Source organism: Micromonospora cynarisoli (genome assembly GCF_030518815.1).
Classification (GTDB): domain Bacteria; phylum Actinomycetota; class Actinomycetes; order Mycobacteriales; family Micromonosporaceae; genus Micromonospora; species Micromonospora wenchangensis.
On sequence record NZ_CP130426.1, the window covers coordinates 6767648 to 6784537 of the forward strand.

Here is a 16890-nt window from a genome sequence, read left to right on the forward strand (position 1 = left end):
GACGGTCCTCCCCCTCTCGCCGTCAGCTGGTGAAGATCGACTTTTTCTGGTTCTCGATGCTGTTGACCAGGCCGTCGATGTCCTTGGGGTTCTTGATGAACTGCTGGAGCGCCGGGATGATCACGGTGGAGGCGAAGTCCGGCCGGGTGTCCCGGTCGAGGAACTGGGCGATCTCGGTTGCCGAGCCGACCAGCTCGGCGGCCTTCTTCTGCAGGGCCGTGTAGCCGCTGGTGTCCGCGCCGCTGTTGGCGACCAGCGTGGTCGGGTCGTTCTTCACCGTGATGTCGGCGGCCTCCTTCGAGCCAACGAACTCCAGCAGTTTCTTGGCGTTGGCCTCGGCCTTCGGCTTGCGGGCCAGCATGTAGCCGTCGATCGGCGCGTCCAGGGCCCTGGCCCCGATGGCCGGGTCGATCTCGGGGAAGGTGAAGAAGTCGATGTCGTCCTGCTCGTCGTTGCCGAACTGCTGGGCGACGAAGAGGCCGAGCAGGTACATGCCGCTCTTCTTCTGCTGCAACGACTGGGCGGCCTCCTGCCAGGTGCGGCCCAGGCTGTCCGGTTGGTGCAGCGGGAGCAGCCCGGCCCAGGTGTCGAAGACCTTCTTGACCTTGTCGGAGGTCCACGCCTCCCTGCCCGCCATCAGGTCGATGTGGAACTGGTAGCCGTTGATCCGCAGGTTGAGGATGTCGAAGGTGCCCATCGCTGGCCAGCCGTCCTTGTCGGCGAAGGCGATCGGGGTGAGGCCGTCCTTCTTCATCTGCGCGCTGAGGGTGGTGAGCTGGTCGAGGGTGGTCGGCACCTGGTAGCCGTACTGCTTCCAGACCGACTTGCGGTAGAACATCGCCCACGGGTAGTACGACGACGGCACGAAGTACTGCTTGCCGTCGTCCCCGGTGGACGCCTTCTTGAACGCGCCGGAGTAGCCGGACAGCCCGCCCCACAGGTCGCTGATGTCGCCGGCCAGCCCCTTGGCGGCGAAGAAGCGCATCCGGTAGCCGGCGAACCACATGAACACGTCGTCCGGCTTGCCCTGGAGGTAGTTGTTGATGTTCTCCTGGTAGGTGTTGTGGTCCACCGTGTTGATCTTGGTGGTGATGCCGGACGAGGCCGTGAACCCGTCCATCACCTTGGCGATGACCCCCTTGGGCTGCGGGTCGGACTGGTTGGACCCGACCGACACCTCCTTGCTGTCACTGCCCGAGCCGGAGTCGGAGCCGCAACCGGCGAGCAGCCCGGTGCCGAGCAGCGCGCCCGCGCCGACCCCGGTGAGCAGGGAACGTCGTCCGATGCCGGCGACGGAGGACGGTACGAGCCGGGCGAGATACTCGGCTTCGGTGCGGGGACGGGACATGGTGCCTCCTGCGGAAGAAGAGGTGCGCTGCGCCCGAGGGCCGTCAGTGGTGGTGGGGAAGCGGCTGTTCGGGAATGCCAACATAGATCCACCGAGAACGAACATTGGCAAACACAAACTCCCGGTGGCGCTTGAAGCTACCCGTCCGTACGCCCCTGTCAAGAGGGCAGCTCCGGATCGGTATCGCCCAAGCCCGCAAGGGACCCTGGGGGTAAACGTTGGAAAGAGGGTCGATGTTGGAAAGTGTTGACTTGATCGACCGCTGGGGGCACGCTCTGCTCTCATGCGGCAACACGGCAGCTGGCAGGGCGACGGAATCTACTTCGGCGCCGACTACAACCCCGAGCAGTGGCCCGAGCAGGTCTGGGCCGACGACGTCGCGCTCATGCGCCGGGCCGGGGTCAACCTCGTCTCGGTCGGGATCTTCTCCTGGGCCCTACTCGAACCCTCCCCCGGCCGGTACGAGTTCGGCTGGCTCGACCGCGCCCTCGACGTCCTGCACGCCGGAGGCATCCGGGTCGACCTGGCCACCGCCACCGCCAGCCCGCCCCCGTGGCTGGCCCACCGGCACCCCGGGACGCTGTCGCGTACCGTCGACGGCACCGTGCTGTGGCCCGGCGGCCGGCAGGCGTACTGCCCCAGCTCGCCGATCTTCCGCCAGCGCTCGCTCGCCCTGGTCGAGACGGTCGCCGACCGGTACGCCGAGCACCCCGCCGTGGTGATGTGGCACGTCTCCAACGAGCTGGGCTGCCACAACGTGCACTGCTACTGCGACGTCAGCGCCGAGGCGTTCCGGGGGTGGCTGCGCGGGCGCTACGGCGACCTCGACCGGCTCAACGACGCCTGGGGCACCACCTTCTGGAGCCAGCGCTACCACGACTGGGCCGAGATCAACCCGCCGCGCGCCGCGCCCACCTTCGCCAACCCCACCCAGCAGCTCGACTTCCTGCGTTTCTCCTCCGACGAGCAGCGCGCCCAGCTCCGCGCCGAACGGGAGGTGCTCAGGCGACGGGTCGGCCAGCCGGTCACCACCAACTTCATGATCGGCATGGGCGTCAAGCACATGGACTACCACTCGTGGGCCGCCGACGTGGACCTGGTCGCCAACGACCACTACCTGACCGTCACCGACCCGAACGCCCATCTCGGCCTGGCGTTCGCCGCCGACCACACCCGGGGCGTGGCCGGCGGTGATCCGTGGTTGCTGATGGAGCACTCCACCAGCGCGGTCAACTGGCAGCCCCGCAACGTCGCCAAGACCCCCGGCCAGTTGCGTCGCAACAGCCTCACCCACGTGGCGCGCGGCGCCGACGGGGTGCTGTTCTTCCAGTGGCGGGCCTCCCGGGCCGGCGCGGAGAAGTTCCACTCCGCCCTGGTCCCGCACGCCGGCCCCGACACCAAGGTCTTCGACGAGGTCTGCCGGCTCGGCGCCGACCTCACCGCCCTGGCCGAGGTACGCGGCAGCCGGGTCGACGCCGAGGTGGCGATCCTGTTCGACTGGGAGGCGTGGTGGGGCGTCGAGCTGGACTCCCACCCCAGCGTCGACGTCACCTACCCCGACCGGATGCGGGCGTTCTACGACGCGCTGTGGCGGGCCGGGGTCACCGCCGACGTGGTGCACCCGTCGACCGACCTGTCCGGCTACCGGCTGGTCCTCGTCCCCACCCTCTACCTGGTCCGCGACGCCGACGCCGAGGCGCTGCGCCGGTACGTCGCCGGGGGCGGGACGGCGCTGGTGACGTACTTCAGCGGGATCGTCGACGAGCACGACCACATCCGGCTCGGCGGCTACCCGGGGGCGTTCCGCGACCTGCTCGGGGTGCGTACCGAAGAGTTCTTCCCGCTGTTGGCAGGCGAGCGGGTGACCCTCGATGACGGCTCCACCGCCGACGTGTGGACCGAGTGGCTGCACCCGGCGGGCGCGGAGGTGGTGGCGTCGTACGAGGACGGCCCGCTGCCGGGCGTGCCCGCGCTGACCCGGCACCGGGTCGGCGACGGGACCGCCTGGTACCTGGCCACCCGACTCGACGAGGCGGCCACCGACGCCCTGGTGGGCCGGCTGCTCACCGAGGCCGGGGCACGCCCGCCGGCCGCCGCCCCGACCGGCGTCGAGGTGGTCCGCCGCCGCGCCGACGACAGGTCCTGGCTGTTCGTGGTCAACCACACCGACGCCGAGGCCATCCTCGACGTCACCGGCACCGACCTGCTCACCGGCCAGCCCTGCGACGGCACACTGCGGGTGCCGCCCGGCGAGGTGGCCGTGGTCCGGGAGGAGCCGGCCGTGATCGGGGCGGTCCCAGCGGGTGAACCGTCCCCGGCCACCGCGGCCTGACCTGCGTACCGTTCCCTCGTCCGCGCGGTTGGGAGGTTCGATGCTCGCTCAGCAACGGCAGAACGCCATCCTGGAGCTGATCCGGCAGCGCGGCGGGGTGCGGGTCAGCCACCTGGTCAGCCGGTTCGGCGTCTCCGACATGACGATCCGCCGCGACCTGGAGGTGCTCGCCGAACGAGGGCTGGTCGACAAGGTGCACGGCGGGGCGACCCTGGCCGGCCCCGGGTCCGCCGAGGAACCCGGCTTCGCCGCGAAGTCGGTCCGCCAGCAGGACGAGAAGCGGGCCATCGCCGGCCGGGCCGCCCGGATGGTCGAGCCCGGGATGGCCGTCGCGCTGTCGGCCGGCACCACCACCGCCGCGCTGGCCACCCTGCTCGGCGACGTACCCGGGCTGACCGTAGTGACCAACTCGATCCCGGTCGCCGACGCGCTCTACCAGAACCCGCGCGTCGACCAGACTGTGGTGCTGACCGGCGGCATCCGTACCCCGTCGGACGCGCTGACCGGGCCGGTGGCCGAGGCGGCGATCCGTACCCTGAACGTGGATCTGCTCTTTCTCGGCGTGCACGGGATGAGCCCGCGCACCGGGTTCACCACCCCCAACCTGCTGGAGGCGGCGGTCAACAAGCGGCTGATCGGGGCGGCCCGGCACCTGGTGGTGCTGGCCGACCACACCAAGTGGGAGACGATCGGCATCGCCACCATCGCCCCGCTGGCCGAGGCCGACCTGCTGATCACCGACGCCGGGCTGCCGGCGGACGGCCGCCGGCAGATCGGCGAACAGGTAGGTGAACTGGTCGTCGTCGAGGTCGACTGACCCCGGCTCATCAGTCGGGGTCGCACGGCCCGTCGTGGTCGGCCCGCGCCCGGCAGCGCCGCCGGTCCGGCATGATCCGGTCATAGAACACCCACCGTCGTACGTGCTGGGCGTCCTCCGTGGAGACGGTGGCCCCGGCGACGATCGTCTACACGGCTGGCGAGTGGGCGGCTTTCGTCGGCGGCGTCAAGGACGGCGAGTTCGACTTCACCGACGCCACCCACTGAGCGTCGTGGAATCGCCCTGCACCTCTGCGTGGCGAGGTTCGCCAGAGGCGCGTAGCACATGTGCTACGTTTGTCGTATGCGTGAGGTGGGGCTTCGGGAGATGCGACAGAACGCCAGCGACCTGGTGCGTCGTGCGCAGGCGGGTGAACGTTTGACGATCACCGTCGCCGGCCGCCCGGCAGCCGTACTCGGCCCGGTCAGCCCCCGCGCATGGCGGGAGTGGGACGACCTTGCCGGGGTGTTCGACCAGCCCACAGACCCTGCGTGGGCAGACGATCGGGATCTCCTGGACAGTGCGGTCACCGATCCGTGGGCCGAGCGGTGAGCCGGGGCATCCTCGACACCAGCGTCCTCATCGCCAACGACATAACTCCGATCCCGGGTGAGTTGGCCATCAGCGTTGCCAGTCTTGCCGAACTCCAGTTCGGTGTCCTGGTCGCCAAGACCGCCGAGGCAAGGGCACTCCGGTTGGCGCGGTTGAGTGCTATCCAGCGCCGATTCGATCCGCTGCCCATCGATGACGTGATCGCCGACAGCTACGCACGACTGGCTGCCCGCGTCGTCGAGGCCGGCCGTCAGCCGCGCGCCAGAGTGATGGATCTGCTCATTGCCGCGACCGCCCACGCCCATGACGCCGCCGTCTACACCCGCAACGCCGGCGATCTCGCAGGACTCGAAGACCTGATCACGATCCGCACCATCTGACCGACCCGGTGATCTGACAACTCTGCCGTCATCCGGACTTGTCCTCATGAAGCGCTCGGCTGGCCTCGATGTGGGGGACGTGTTCGATGGCCCAGCCGGCGAGGGCCAGCGCGGGCGGGATGAGGCTCTTGCCGGTGGGGGTCAGCGTGTACTCCACCCGGGGCGGAACCTCCGCGTACGCCGTCCGCGACACCAGGCCGTCGCGCTCCAGGTGGCGCAGGGTCAGCGTCAACATGCGCTGGGAGATGCCTGGTATCTGCTGGTGCAGCTCGGTGAAGCGCAGCGCGCCCCCGTCGAGCGTCGCCACGATCAGCAGCGTCCACTTGTTGCAGATGCGGTCGAGGATCGCCCGGATCGTCCGGCCGCCGTCGCCCCGGATCATGCAGGTGTGTTCGTACTGCGACATGACCACCCCCTGTGCCTTACGCACACCCGTGTGCCTTTTGTAAGCCCTCCGATACTGACACATGATGGGGCTAGTTCCTTTCCGTAACTATTGTTCAGAGCTGGAGGGACCGTCATGACACTCGCCTACTGGATCGTCGCCGCCCTGCTGGCCGTCTTCTACCTGTACGCCGGGGGCAAGAAGGCCACCCAGAGCCGGGAGCAGCTGCAACCGATGATGGGCTGGGTCGACCGCGTACCCATGCCGTTGGTCCGGACCATCGGGGTGCTGGAGGTTCTCGGCGCGGCCGGCCTGGTCCTGCCACCGCTGACCGGGATCGCGCCCTGGCTCGCGGTCGCGGCGGCCGTCGGGCTCGTCCTGATCCAGGTCGGCGGCATCGCGGTGCACCTGTCCCGGGGCGAGACCCGCCAGATCGGGCTCAACGTCGTCCTGCTGGTGACCGCCGCCGTCGCCACCTGGCTGGCCACCACCTGGTTCTGAACCGCACGGGGTTCACCGGCACCAGGCAGAATGCCGGGATGGCACTCGACAGGTCCGGGGAGTTGTGGCGCGGGGAGAACGTCGACGACCTCGCCGACTACCTCCGCTACTTCGCGGCGGGCGGCTACCCCGTGGACACGGTGGTGGAGTCCCGGTGCGGTGGCTGCGACGGCCGCTCCTTCCGCGTCGACATCGACGAGGAGGAGGCGATCCGGCGGACCTGCCTCGCCTGCGGCACCGTCGCCTTCATCGGCGACAGCGCCGACTACTGGGCCGGGACCGGCCACGAGTCCTGCTCCTGCCCCTGCGGGGGTGAGGAGTTCGCCGTCGCGGTCGGCTACGCGCTCGGTGCCGACGGCGAGGTGCGGTGGATCAGCGTCGGACTGAGGTGCCTCGACGACGGCACGCTCGGCGTCTACGCCGACACGAAGATCGACTACATCCCGTCACGCCACCTCCTCGACCAGGCGTGAAGCGGGCTGCCGGTCCAGGGCGCGGACCAGCCGCCGGAAGGCTGCCGTGCGCGAGGGGAAGGCCCTCCAACGCGCTGAGCCCGACCCAGGCGAGGTCGTCACGCTCGTCGGGCGCACGGTTGGTGGGGGAGCCGCGCCATGCTCCGACGTGCCAGACACCGACGCGTACGTCGTCCTCGCCGCTGCCGGACCGCAGGTCGCCCAGCCGTGAGCAGGACTCCGCGACGATCTCGACGCCGACCTCCTCGCGCAGCTCACGGGCGAGGACCCTGCCGGCCAGCTTCTGGGCGTAATCCTGACGGGCTTCCTCGGTGACGGGCCGGCGTCGGCCGCGTCGCACGGCTGACGCCGGCCCACCTCCCGTTCTCCGGCTCGTCAGAGACGGGCCCGCTGCGAGGTGACCGGGGTGGTGAAGAAGTCGGCGAGCGCGTCGACCAGGTGCTGCGGGGCCCGGTTGAGCGCGTCGTGACCGGCGCGCGGCACCACCAGCGTGCGGGCGTGCGGCAGTGCCCCGGCCAGCGCCTCGTTGATCGGCCGGTAGTAGGGCGGGCCGCTGGCACCGCAGGCCAACAGCACCTCGGCGGTGACGCCGGCCCACCGCTGCGGCGAACTGTCGTGGTGCTGGATCAGGGCGCTCTCGTCCAGGGTGGACGGCAGCAGCTCGCCCATGCCGCGTCCGATCGGCGTACGCAGGAACAGCCGGCAGATGGCCACCTGGACGGCCAGTGGCAGGCGCGACGTGGCCGACTGGGTGTTGAGGCCGGCCCCGGTGATCGCCATGGCGCGGGCGATGTCGCCCGCGTGTGCCGCCGCGCGGGCGGCGGGCACCCAGTCGAGCGGGAACAGTCCGTTGACCTGGACCGCCGGGTCGTAGAGGGCGAGCCGGTCGATCGGCAGCCCCCGGGCGGCGGCGCGCAGGGCCACGAAGCCGCCGCCGCTGTGGCCGAGCACGTTGCCGACCCCGGTGGCGGTCAGCAGCACGGCGAGGTCGTCGACGTCCTGCTCGCCGTCGTAGGGCTCGGCGCGGGCCGCCGCGTCGGCCCGCCCGCGACGGTTGTAGAGGTGCACGGTGAACCGGTCGGCCAGCCGCAGGGCCAACCGCCGGTAGATGCCGATGGTGACGCCGCCGCCGTGCACGACGACGATGCCCGGCCCGCTGCCGGTGGAGTGGAGCACGATCTCGGCGTCGTCGGCCGCCGGTACCCGCTGCACGGTCCAGTGCTGTTCCATCTCGTCCTCCCCGACATCGAAACCGCGAACGGCGTTTGCAGTTTTAGAGTGTAGCGGTGACCTCACCCGACGAGCCAGCGCGTCCGCCGATCTGGTCCCGGCCGGCCCGGGGGCAGCGCGGTCCCGCGCCCTCGCACTCCCGGGACGAGATCGTGGCCGCCGCGATCGCGGTGGCCGACGCCGACGGCATCGGCGCGGTCTCCATGCGGGCGGTCGCCGCCGCGCTGCACACCGGTGCCGGCTCGCTCTACCGCTACCTGTCCTCCCGCGACGACCTGCTCGACCTGATGGTCGACCGGGCCGCCGGGGAACTGCGCCCCTACCCGGAAGCCGCCGACGACTGGCTCGACACCATGCTGCGTCTCGCCCGGCGGCAGCTCGACCTCTACCGGCGGCACCCCTGGCTGGTGGACGTCCTGCCCCGGCCGACCGCCCCCGGCCCGCAGAGCCTGGCCTGGTTCGACCACTGCCTGGCCGTCCTGCGGCCGGTGCCGGCCGCGACCACCACCAAGTTCGAGGCGATCGCCATGATGACCGGGGTGACGTCGCTGTTCGCCCGGCAGGAGGCCGCCGCGCCGTCGGTCGGCTTCGCCGGCATCGACCTGGCGGCCTACCCGAACCTGGTCGCCGCCATCGCCGACCCGTCACCGTCCGCCCCCCGCGACCTCTTCGCGACGACGGTACGCGCCGTCCTGCGCGGACTGCTCGTCGACGACGCCGGATAGGCCCGGACGCGACGGATGGCAGCCCGACACCGCAACCCTGCGCCCGTCCGGTCACGGGACTACGGTCCATGGGTGACACCACCGCGGGCCGGGACGCCGTCCACGTCGCACCGGCCCGGCCGGGCGGCGGGCAGGCCTTCCCTGGTCGCGCTGGTGCTGCTGACCGGGGTGGGGCCGTTCGCCACCGACGCGTACATCGCCGCCCTGCCCGAACTGCGGCGCTCCCTGGACACCAGCGCCACCATGGCGCAGCTGACCTTGACCGCGTTCATCATCGGCATGGCCGCCGGTCAGCTCCTGCTCGGCCCGGTCAGCGACATTCGGGGCCGGCGCGGCATCGTCCTGGTGAGCACCGTGAGTTTCGCGTTGCTGTCGCTGCTCTGCGTCGCCGCCCCCACCGCCGGGGTGCTGGTGCTCGCCCGGCTCGGGCAGGGCGTCGCGGCCGGCACCGGGGTGGCGCTCGGCCGGGCGATGGTGACCGACGCGTGGCAGGGCGACCAGGCCGCCGCCCGGTTCGGCAGCATCGCCTCGGTGACCTTCCTCGGCCCGGTGCTGGCGCCGGCGGCCGGCGGGGTGATCCTCGACCACGGCACCTGGCGTACCGTCTTCCTCGCCCTCACCGGACTGGGGGCGGCGATGGCGGTGGCCGCGCTTGTCGGCCTGCCGGAGACGCTGCCCGCGCACCGCAGGCACGACGGCGGCCCGCGCGCGGCGCTGGCCCGGATGGCCGGGCTGCTGCGCGACCGGACGGTGCTCACCAACCTGATCGTGCTCTGCCTGGCCATCGCCGGCTTCTTCACCTACATCGGCGGCTCGGCGTTCGTCTTCCAGACCGCCTACCGCGTGGACGAGTCCCGCTACACCCTCATCTTCGCCACCAACGCCGCCGGCATGGCCGCCGCCGGGCTGCTGTTCCGGGTTCTCGTCAAACGGCTCGGCGCCGGTCGGCTGCGGGCCGCCGGGCTCGCCGCGTCCACGGTGGCCACCCTCGCGCTGCTGGTCGTCGCACTGGTCGACCGGCGGGCCGGCTGGCCGCTGGCCGTGCCGTGGACGCTGCTCGCCGTGGTGGTCGCCGGCATGGGCCTGACCCTGCCGGCCAGCACCGCGCTGGCGCAGGAGGCGGGCCGACGTTCCGCCGGCACCACCGCCGCGCTCCAGGGTGGCCTGGGTTTCCTCGCCGGCGCGCTGGTCACGCCACTCACCGGCCTCCTCGGGTACGCCACCCTGCTGCCCATGGCCTCGGCCATGGCGGTCTTCTTCGCGGCGGCCTGCGCGACGCTGGTGCTGCTGGCCCGCCCCGGTGCGCCCTTTCAGCCACTTCACAGTCCTGGCGGTTAGGGTGCGCAGGGTAACCGTGCGTGCTCCACGGTGGAGTACGCCGACCGTGAAGCGGGAGTTCCGATGGTCTTCAAGAAGATGCTGAGCGCGTTCGGGGTCGGCGGGCCCAGCGTCGACACCGTCCTGGCCAACCCGAACACCCGGCCCGGCCTGACCCTCGACGGCAACGTGAACCTGATCGGCGGGGACGCCCCCGCCAACATCGAGCAGATCGGCATCGGCCTGGTCACCCGGGTCGAGATCGAGAGCGGCGACAGCGAGTACGCAGGCGTCATGGAGTTCCACCGGATGGTGGTCAGCGGCCCGCTCCAGCTCGCCCCCAAGCAGCGGCTCGCCATCTCGTTCCAGTTCCCGGTGCCGTGGGAGACCCCGATCACCGACGTCTACGGTCAGCGCCTGCACGGCATGACCATGGGTCTGCGCACCGAGCTGGCCATCGCCCGCGCGGTCGACAAGAGCGACCTCGACCAGGTCAACGTGCACCCGCTGCCGGTGCACGAGCACATCCTCGGCGCGTTCCAGCAGCTCGGTTTCCGGTTCAAGCACGCCGACCTGGAGCGGGGCCACATCCGGGGCTCGCAGCAGACGCTGCCGTTCTACCAGGAGATCGAGTTCTTCGCCGCACCCCAGTACGCGCAGGTCATCTCCGAGGTGGAGCTGACCTTCGTGACCAGCCCGCACGGGGTCGAGGTGGTGCTGGAGTGCGACAAGCGGGGCGGCTTCCTCAGCTCCGGGCACGACGTGTTCGGCAGGTACACCGTCTCCCACGGCGACGCCGACCGGGTCGACTGGGTCCGGGTCGTCGACGGATGGCTGCGCGAGACCACCGCCACGTACGGCAACCTGCGCGCCTCCTCCGGCTTCGGCGCGCCCACCCACGGCTACCCGATGCACGGCCACGGTCACGGGCACGGCCACCACGGCCGGGGGCCGGGGATGGGCGGCGTGGTGGCCGGCGCGGCGCTCGGTGTCGCCGGTGGACTCGTCGCCGGTGAGCTGCTCGACGACGCCTTCGAGGGCGACGACGACGGTGGCGACTTCGGCGGCGACTTCGAGTGACAGGTGTTCCGGTCCGACGTCGGCGCTGACCGGCACGCATGACGATGGCCCCCGGGAGCAATCCCGGGGGCCATCGTGCTCAGCAGCTCACGCTGCTCGGGTCAGCCGGATCAGCGACGACCCTTGCGCTCGGCGCCGGAACGCCGTGCCGAACCCGCCTTCGCCAGGCCCCGGCTCACCAGGTAGGCGCCGGTCAGGGCGGTCAGGAACCACCACGCCTGCGTCGGGTTGTTGATGTTCAGGCCGTTCGAGGTGGTGCCACGCCAGAAGGCGGAGATCACCACGACCGCGACTGCGGCGGCGTAGACCCAGAACTCGGTGGTCAGGAACGACTGCTTGGTCTCCGTACCCGGAGACGGCATCGGTTCCCGGTGCCCGTCGTGCATCACCGGCATCTGCCGGGTCTGCTCGTTCATCATGGCGTTGCGCTGGGCGGTGTCCTGCATCGGCCGGTTCATGGGCCTGGTGGATGCAGCCTGCGTGCTCATCTGGTCCTCCTCAGGATTTGATGAGTACCTGCACTCCCTCGCCCCGCTACCGCGGTCGGCCACGGCACGGTTCACCTGCTGTGGCGGGGGCACCCTGGGTCTACCCCCCGCCGATGAGCAGGTAACACCGACCCCGGCCGGAATTTCGCCGCCCGCCGGGTCCGCACCCCGGTGCCCCGACCGTGGTACGCGCCGCCCCGGCCGGCCAGGGGCGGTGGTGCCCGGCCGGCCTAAGGCGGTGGTGTCCGGCCGGCCAGGGGTGGTGGTGTTTGGTGGTCCGGCCCCCGGGCACGCAGTGGGTTCCGCCGAGACCCTGTGAGGTGAGGAACGTGCGCGACGACGACAGGATGCGGGAGTCCACCCGTCAGGCCGAGGAACGGCTCACCGCCGGGGCGTACGGTCCCGGTGCCCTCGACGAGGTGACCGTGCCCCAGATCGACGTGACCCGGGCACTCCAGGAGGACGACCCGGACGACGTGGCCGACGTGCCGGTCGACCCGGAGGTGCTGCGCGACGGCGGCCCCACCCGGGGCCAGGGCGCGCTGACCACCACCGGTGGCACGGCCGGGCCGGCCAGCGTCCGGCGGGTGGCCCGGCAGCCCGAACGGCACCCGGGCACGGTGGCCCCGACCACCACCGGCGACGCCACCACAGGTGGCCTGAGCACCCCGACCGGCGGCCCGGTCAGCGACCAGTCCGCCAGCGCCGTCGAGATCGGCGACTTCTCCGACGACTGACCCGTCCCGCCCGGCCACGGTCGGGCGGCGCGTCCCGCCCGGCGGTGGTGTGTCGCCGCCGGGCGGGACCGGGTCGGCCCGTCAGCCGGCGGGGCGCAGCACGCCCAGACGTCGGGTGGCGCGGGTCAACGCGACGTAGAGGTCGCTGCGGCCCCGGGGCGACTCGGCGACGATCCCGTCCGGGTCGACCACCAGCACCGAGTCGAACTCCAGCCCCTTGGCCTGGCCGACGGTGAGCAGCACCACCCGGCTCTCCAGTTCGGGCTGCTCGCCGACGGCCGCCTCGGGCAACGCGGCCAGCAGCACGCCCGCCAACTCGTCGGCCCGCCCGGCCGGCACGATCACCCCGAGCCGCCCCCCGCCGTCGCCGGGGTGGCCGTCCGCGTCGCCGTCGGCCAGTTCGGCGGCCTCCGCGCGGGCCGCAGCGACCAGTTCCGTGTCGAGCCGGTCCGCCGCGACCGTCCGGTCCCACGGCGGCACCCCGCTGTGGCGTACCGAGCGGGGTGGGCGCAGCGCCGGGTCGATCCCGGCGAGCACCTCGGCGGCCACCGCCATGATCTCGGCCGGGGTGCGGTAGCTGACGGTCAGCTCCTCCAGCCGCCACCGCCGCGCCACGTACGGCTCCAACGCCTCGGCCCAGGACGGCGTGCCGGCCAACGCCCCGGTCTGCGCCACGTCCCCGACGATCGTCATCGACCGGCTCGGGCACCGGCGCATCAGCAGCCGCCAGGCCATCGGGGTCAACTCCTGCGCCTCGTCCACGATGACGTGCCCGAACGCCCAGCGCCGGTCGGCGGCGGCCCGCTGCGCGGTGGTCAGCCGGTCGGTCTCCTCCTGCCGTTCCAACAACCGGTCGGCGTCGATCAGGTCGGTGACGCCGAGGATCTCGCCGCCTTCGGCCTCGTCCTCCACGTCGATCGAACGGGAGCCCCTGGCGATCTCCAGCACGCCCTCGGCGTACTCGCGTTGGAACGACCGGATGCGTTCCCGGCGGGCGGCGGCGGCCCGCTCGTCCTCGCCGAGCAGTTCCGCGGCCTCGTCCAGCAGCGGCACGTCGGCCGGCGTCCAGCCACCGCCGGCCTGGCGGTGCAGCAGGGCACGTTCGTCGTCGGTGAGCATCGGCGCGGCGGTGGCGAGGCGCTGCGGCGAGGCGTACAGGTCGGCGAGCAGCCGTTGCGGGGTGAGCACCGGCCACAACTCGTCCAGGACGGCGATGATGTCCGGTTCCTCGCGCAACTCCCGACGGATCTCGGCCCGGTCCGCCTCCTCCAGCAGGTTCTCCCCGCCGAGCGGGTCCGCCCCGATCCGCTCGGCGACCTGCTCGGCGAGGGCGTGCACGATCTCGATGTCGAACAGGGCGCGGGCCAGGTTGTGCGGACGCTCGGTACGCCGGACCCGGTCGCGGGCCTGGCGTACCGTCTCCGGGTCCAGCCGCAGCACCTCCCGCTGGGGCAGTTCGATCTCGACCGGCTCGTCCGGCACCCACTGCCGGTCCCGGACGGCGGCGGCGAGCACCTCGGCCAGCACGGCCCGGCCCTTGAGGGCGGCGGTCCGGGCCGGTTCGGCACGCCGGGCGCTGACTCCGGGGAACAGGTCGCCGGGGGTGCTGAGCAGCACACCCGTCTCGGCCAGTGCCGGCAGCACCTGCGAGATGTAGCGCAGGAACGTCGCGTTCGGCCCGACCAGCAGCACACCCCGGGTGGAGAGCTGCTGCCGGTGGGTGTAGAGCAGGTACGCGGCACGGTGCAGCGCGACCGCCGTCTTGCCGGTGCCGGGACCGCCCTGCACGACCAGCACCCCGGGCAGGTCGGCCCGGATGATCCGGTCCTGCTCGGCCTGGATGGTCTCGACGATGTCCCGCATCCGCCCGGTCCGGCCGGCGCTGAGCGCGGCGAGCAGCGACGCCTCACCTGTCAGGTCCTCGTGACCGGTGGGGGAGGCGGTCGCGATGTCCAACACCTCGTCGTTGAGGCCGGTGACCTTCCGCTCCCGGGTGCGCAGGTGCCGCCGCAACCGGATGCCCTGCGGGTTGGCGGCGGTGGCGAGATAGAACGGCCGGGCGGCGGGGGCACGCCAGTCCATCAGCAGCGGGTCGTAGTCGCCCTCGGTGTCGAAGATGCCGATCCGGCCGATGTAGTGCCGGCTGCCGTCGGCCCCGTCGAGCCTGCCGAAGGCCAGCCCCTGCTCGACCGCCGAGAACTGCTCGACCTGGTCGGCGTACATCTGGACGGCGCTGTCGCGTTGGGAGCGGTCCTGCTGGGTGCCGCCACCACCGGCGCGCAGCTCGTCGGTGAGCCGTCGGCTGGCCTGCTCGCGCATGCCGTCCAGCCGGCCGTAGAGCATCGAGACGTACTCCTGCTCGCGGCCGATCTCGTCGTCGTGTTGTCGCAGCTCGTCCGGGTGCGTTGACAAGCCGTCTCCTCGTCGCTTAGAATCACGCATGGAATGGCTCTCATGCCATTCCTTTTTGCATTTCGGGAACTGTTCAAGATACCGCCTGCGGCGGCCCCCCACCAAGCCTGCACCCCGCGCCGGGTCCGCCCCCGCACCCTGCGCCCGGACACGGCGACGGGGGCCCGCGCCGGCTCGCGCCGGCCCGGACCCCCGGGGTCGTGACGTGCGGGATCAGCCCCGCGCGGCCTGGTACAGCCGCTCCGGTGTCACCAGACCGGCGAGCACCCGCCCGTCGTCGGTGAGCAGCACGCTGAACAGCTTCCCGGCGAACAACCGGCCGCTGCCCCACTCCCCGCTGACCTTCGGCAACCCGTTGAGCAGGTCGAGGGCCTGCGCCGCGCCGGGGCCGTCGGCCGGGCCCGGCTTCGCCGCGTCACCGGCCGGCGTCCGCGCCACGTCCGCCGCGCCGGTCCGCGCCACCAGCACGGTGGTCCAGCCCGTCCCCACGGTACGCAGACCCGCGTCCTCGCCCCCCGGGCGCTGCGCGCCCGGCCTGCCGTCCTTCAGGTGCGGGCCGGCCTTCGACCCCGGCCGCCCGGCGGTCTCCTCGGTCACCTTCACCCCGGGCGGCGGATTGAAGGTGAACTGGTCGGCGTCGGGACGCCGGTAGTCGACCTGGGTGAAGGCCACCTCGAACGCCGGCCGGTCGGCCCCGTCGGCGAGCACCTCGAACCGCAGCGGCACGTGCTCCGTCGCGTCGATGGCGATCCGCACCTGGTGCACCAGGGACGCCTCGTCACGCGGGGTGAGCACCAGCTCGTACGCGTCCCGACCGGCGACCGTGGCCGACCGGCCGGTGGTCACCAGCGTGCTCGGGTCGACGGCTGCCAACGCCTGCTCGGCGGCGTCCTTCGGGGTGACCGGCAACGCGCCCTCCGCCGCCCGCCCGGTCGACTCCGGCAGCGTCCGGTGCATCGCCGTGTTGGCCTTGCTGTCCCAGGTCCACACGTCCCGACCGGAACGGATGACGTCCCGCTCGCCGAGGGTGTCGAGCAACGCGACCCGCTGCCGGTCCGGCCCCGAGTACCAGACCCGCAGGGTGTGCGTGCCGGTGAGCAGCGCGGCGTCCCCACCGGCCAGCCCGGCCAGCGGCGGCAGCCCGAGGTCGGCCCGCTGCACCACCGTGCCGGAGAGCCCGTCCAACCGGGCGGTCTGCAGGTCGACGAGGAGTTGGGCGGCGCTGCGCGGCGGCAGGGCCGGCTCGGCGTTCGCGGCGAACGTGCCGATCGCGGCACCCCCACCGACGACGGTGACCGCGGCGGCCAGCGGCACCAGCCACCGCAGGGTGGAACGGTTCTTCAGTACGGACATGAGCGCACCTCCTGCGCCTATCCTGCCGGTTCGCTGCTGTGAGCCCGCTGAGGACGACGTTCCGGTCCGTCGCGTCGGGGTGGCACGCTGGGATGATGCGGGTGCTGGTGGTGGAGGACGAGGCCCGGCTGGCGGCGGCGTTGCAACGCGGCCTCACAGCCGAGGGGTTCGTGGTGGACACGGCCGGCACCGGCCCGGCCGGGCTGGACGCCGCCCGGCACGGCGGATACGACGCGATGATCCTCGACGTGATGCTTCCCGGCCTGTCCGGCTACGAGGTGGTCCGCCGGCTGCGCGCCGACGAGCGCTGGCTGCCGGTGCTGATGCTCTCCGCCAAGGACGGCGAGTACGACCAGGCCGACGGGCTGGACTGCGGGGCCGACGACTACCTGACCAAACCCTTCTCGTACGTGGTGCTGGTGGCCCGGCTGCGGGCGCTGCTGCGCCGGGGCGCACCCGAGCGGCCGACCGTGCTCGCCGTCGGGGACCTGCGGCTGGACCCGGCCCGCCGCCGGGTCACGAAGGCCGACGCCGAGGTGGCGCTCACCGCCCGGGAGTTCGCGCTGCTGGAGTACCTGATCCGCCGCCCCGGCGAGGTGATCTCCAAGACCGAACTGCTCGACCACGTCTGGGACGCCAGCCTGCGGACCGCCCCGAACGCGGTCGAGGTCTACGTCGGCTACCTGCGCCGCAAGATCGGCCGGGACCGGTTGGAGACGGTCCGGGGCGCCGGCTACCGGCTGATCCCGTGAGCCGGCTG

At 72.1% G+C, this 16890-nt stretch carries 17 protein-coding genes and 1 pseudogene; 12 read left to right on the plus strand and 6 right to left on the minus strand.

What is annotated here, in order from left to right; all coding sequences use genetic code 11:
* Nucleotides 1-22 precede the first annotated feature (22 nt).
* Nucleotides 23-1348: an ABC transporter substrate-binding protein gene (locus Q2K16_RS29860; protein ID WP_302741677.1), complete on the minus strand. Its 1326-nt coding sequence runs from the start codon at nucleotides 1346-1348 to the stop codon at nucleotides 23-25.
* Nucleotides 1349-1631: 283 nt separating this feature from the next.
* Here Q2K16_RS29860 and Q2K16_RS29865 point away from each other — a divergent pair, with 283 nt between their 5' ends.
* The 5 genes and pseudogenes from Q2K16_RS29865 (at nucleotide 1632) to Q2K16_RS29885 (ending at nucleotide 5429) form a co-directional block, all read left to right on the plus strand.
* On the plus strand, nucleotides 1632-3680 hold the full coding sequence (locus tag Q2K16_RS29865; RefSeq protein WP_302741679.1) for a beta-galactosidase: 2049 nt from the start codon (nucleotides 1632-1634) through the stop codon (nucleotides 3678-3680).
* Nucleotides 3681-3720: 40 nt separating this feature from the next.
* A complete protein-coding gene (locus Q2K16_RS29870) occupies nucleotides 3721-4497 on the plus strand; it encodes a DeoR/GlpR family DNA-binding transcription regulator (protein WP_088642199.1) in 777 nt (258 codons plus the stop codon).
* Between the two features lie 137 nt (nucleotides 4498-4634).
* Nucleotides 4635-4724, plus strand: a pseudogene (locus Q2K16_RS29875) (DUF397 domain-containing protein); the annotation flags it as partial.
* Nucleotides 4725-4800: 76 nt separating this feature from the next.
* Nucleotides 4801-5049: a type II toxin-antitoxin system Phd/YefM family antitoxin gene (locus Q2K16_RS29880; protein WP_302741681.1), complete on the plus strand. Its 249-nt coding sequence runs from the start codon at nucleotides 4801-4803 to the stop codon at nucleotides 5047-5049.
* Nucleotides 5046-5429, plus strand: a complete 384-nt coding sequence (locus tag Q2K16_RS29885) for a PIN domain-containing protein (RefSeq protein WP_302741683.1) — start codon at nucleotides 5046-5048, stop codon at nucleotides 5427-5429. The genes Q2K16_RS29880 and Q2K16_RS29885 overlap by 4 nt, the downstream gene beginning before the upstream one ends.
* A gap of 28 nt (nucleotides 5430-5457) precedes the next feature.
* On the opposite strand, the gene Q2K16_RS29890 is transcribed toward Q2K16_RS29885, so the two are convergent.
* Entirely contained in the window at nucleotides 5458-5835 is a 378-nt protein-coding gene (locus Q2K16_RS29890) for a winged helix-turn-helix transcriptional regulator (RefSeq protein WP_302741684.1), read from the minus strand.
* Nucleotides 5836-5949: 114 nt separating this feature from the next.
* On the opposite strand from Q2K16_RS29890, the gene Q2K16_RS29895 reads away from it, so the two are divergent.
* Both Q2K16_RS29895 and Q2K16_RS29900 read left to right on the plus strand, forming a co-directional pair.
* Nucleotides 5950-6315, plus strand: coding sequence for a DoxX family protein (locus Q2K16_RS29895; protein ID WP_302741685.1), 366 nt, complete (start codon nucleotides 5950-5952; stop codon nucleotides 6313-6315).
* Between the two features lie 38 nt (nucleotides 6316-6353).
* A complete protein-coding gene (locus Q2K16_RS29900) occupies nucleotides 6354-6788 on the plus strand; it encodes a hypothetical protein (RefSeq protein WP_302741687.1) in 435 nt (144 codons plus the stop codon).
* Between the two features lie 375 nt (nucleotides 6789-7163).
* Here Q2K16_RS29900 and Q2K16_RS29905 read toward each other — a convergent pair whose 3' ends face one another.
* On the minus strand, nucleotides 7164-8018 hold the full coding sequence (locus tag Q2K16_RS29905; protein ID WP_302741688.1) for an alpha/beta fold hydrolase: 855 nt from the start codon (nucleotides 8016-8018) through the stop codon (nucleotides 7164-7166).
* A gap of 56 nt (nucleotides 8019-8074) precedes the next feature.
* Here Q2K16_RS29905 and Q2K16_RS29910 point away from each other — a divergent pair, with 56 nt between their 5' ends.
* The 3 genes from Q2K16_RS29910 to Q2K16_RS29920 all read left to right on the plus strand — a co-directional run bounded on the left by Q2K16_RS29910 (nucleotide 8075) and on the right by Q2K16_RS29920 (nucleotide 11140).
* Nucleotides 8075-8743, plus strand: a complete 669-nt coding sequence (locus Q2K16_RS29910; RefSeq protein ID WP_302741689.1) for a TetR/AcrR family transcriptional regulator — start codon at nucleotides 8075-8077, stop codon at nucleotides 8741-8743.
* 72 nt (nucleotides 8744-8815) lie between these two features.
* Nucleotides 8816-10081, plus strand: a complete 1266-nt coding sequence (locus tag Q2K16_RS29915; RefSeq protein WP_302741690.1) for a multidrug effflux MFS transporter — start codon at nucleotides 8816-8818, stop codon at nucleotides 10079-10081.
* A 63-nt stretch (nucleotides 10082-10144) separates the two neighbouring features.
* Nucleotides 10145-11140 carry a sporulation protein gene (locus Q2K16_RS29920; RefSeq protein ID WP_302741691.1) on the plus strand — a complete coding sequence of 332 codons (996 nt, stop codon included), beginning with the start codon at nucleotides 10145-10147 and terminating at the stop codon, nucleotides 11138-11140.
* Nucleotides 11141-11250: 110 nt separating this feature from the next.
* Here the strand turns inward: Q2K16_RS29920 and Q2K16_RS29925 are convergent, their stop codons facing one another.
* Nucleotides 11251-11535: a hypothetical protein gene (locus Q2K16_RS29925; protein WP_368052581.1), complete on the minus strand. Its 285-nt coding sequence runs from the start codon at nucleotides 11533-11535 to the stop codon at nucleotides 11251-11253.
* Nucleotides 11536-11957: 422 nt separating this feature from the next.
* Here Q2K16_RS29925 and Q2K16_RS29930 point away from each other — a divergent pair, with 422 nt between their 5' ends.
* Nucleotides 11958-12365, plus strand: coding sequence for a hypothetical protein (locus Q2K16_RS29930; RefSeq protein ID WP_145918619.1), 408 nt, complete (start codon nucleotides 11958-11960; stop codon nucleotides 12363-12365).
* 81 nt (nucleotides 12366-12446) lie between these two features.
* Here the strand turns inward: Q2K16_RS29930 and Q2K16_RS29935 are convergent, their stop codons facing one another.
* Nucleotides 12447-14807: a HelD family protein gene (locus Q2K16_RS29935; RefSeq protein WP_489671829.1), complete on the minus strand. Its 2361-nt coding sequence runs from the start codon at nucleotides 14805-14807 to the stop codon at nucleotides 12447-12449.
* Nucleotides 14808-14990: 183 nt separating this feature from the next.
* Nucleotides 14991-16130: a LolA family protein gene (locus Q2K16_RS29940; RefSeq protein WP_302741694.1), complete on the minus strand. Its 1140-nt coding sequence runs from the start codon at nucleotides 16128-16130 to the stop codon at nucleotides 14991-14993.
* A gap of 95 nt (nucleotides 16131-16225) precedes the next feature.
* Here Q2K16_RS29940 and Q2K16_RS29945 point away from each other — a divergent pair, with 95 nt between their 5' ends.
* The gene (locus tag Q2K16_RS29945; protein ID WP_302746660.1) at nucleotides 16226-16882 is read left to right on the plus strand and encodes a response regulator transcription factor; all 657 of its coding nucleotides are present in this window, start codon (nucleotides 16226-16228) and stop codon (nucleotides 16880-16882) included.
* The last annotated feature ends 8 nt before the right edge of the window (nucleotides 16883-16890 follow it).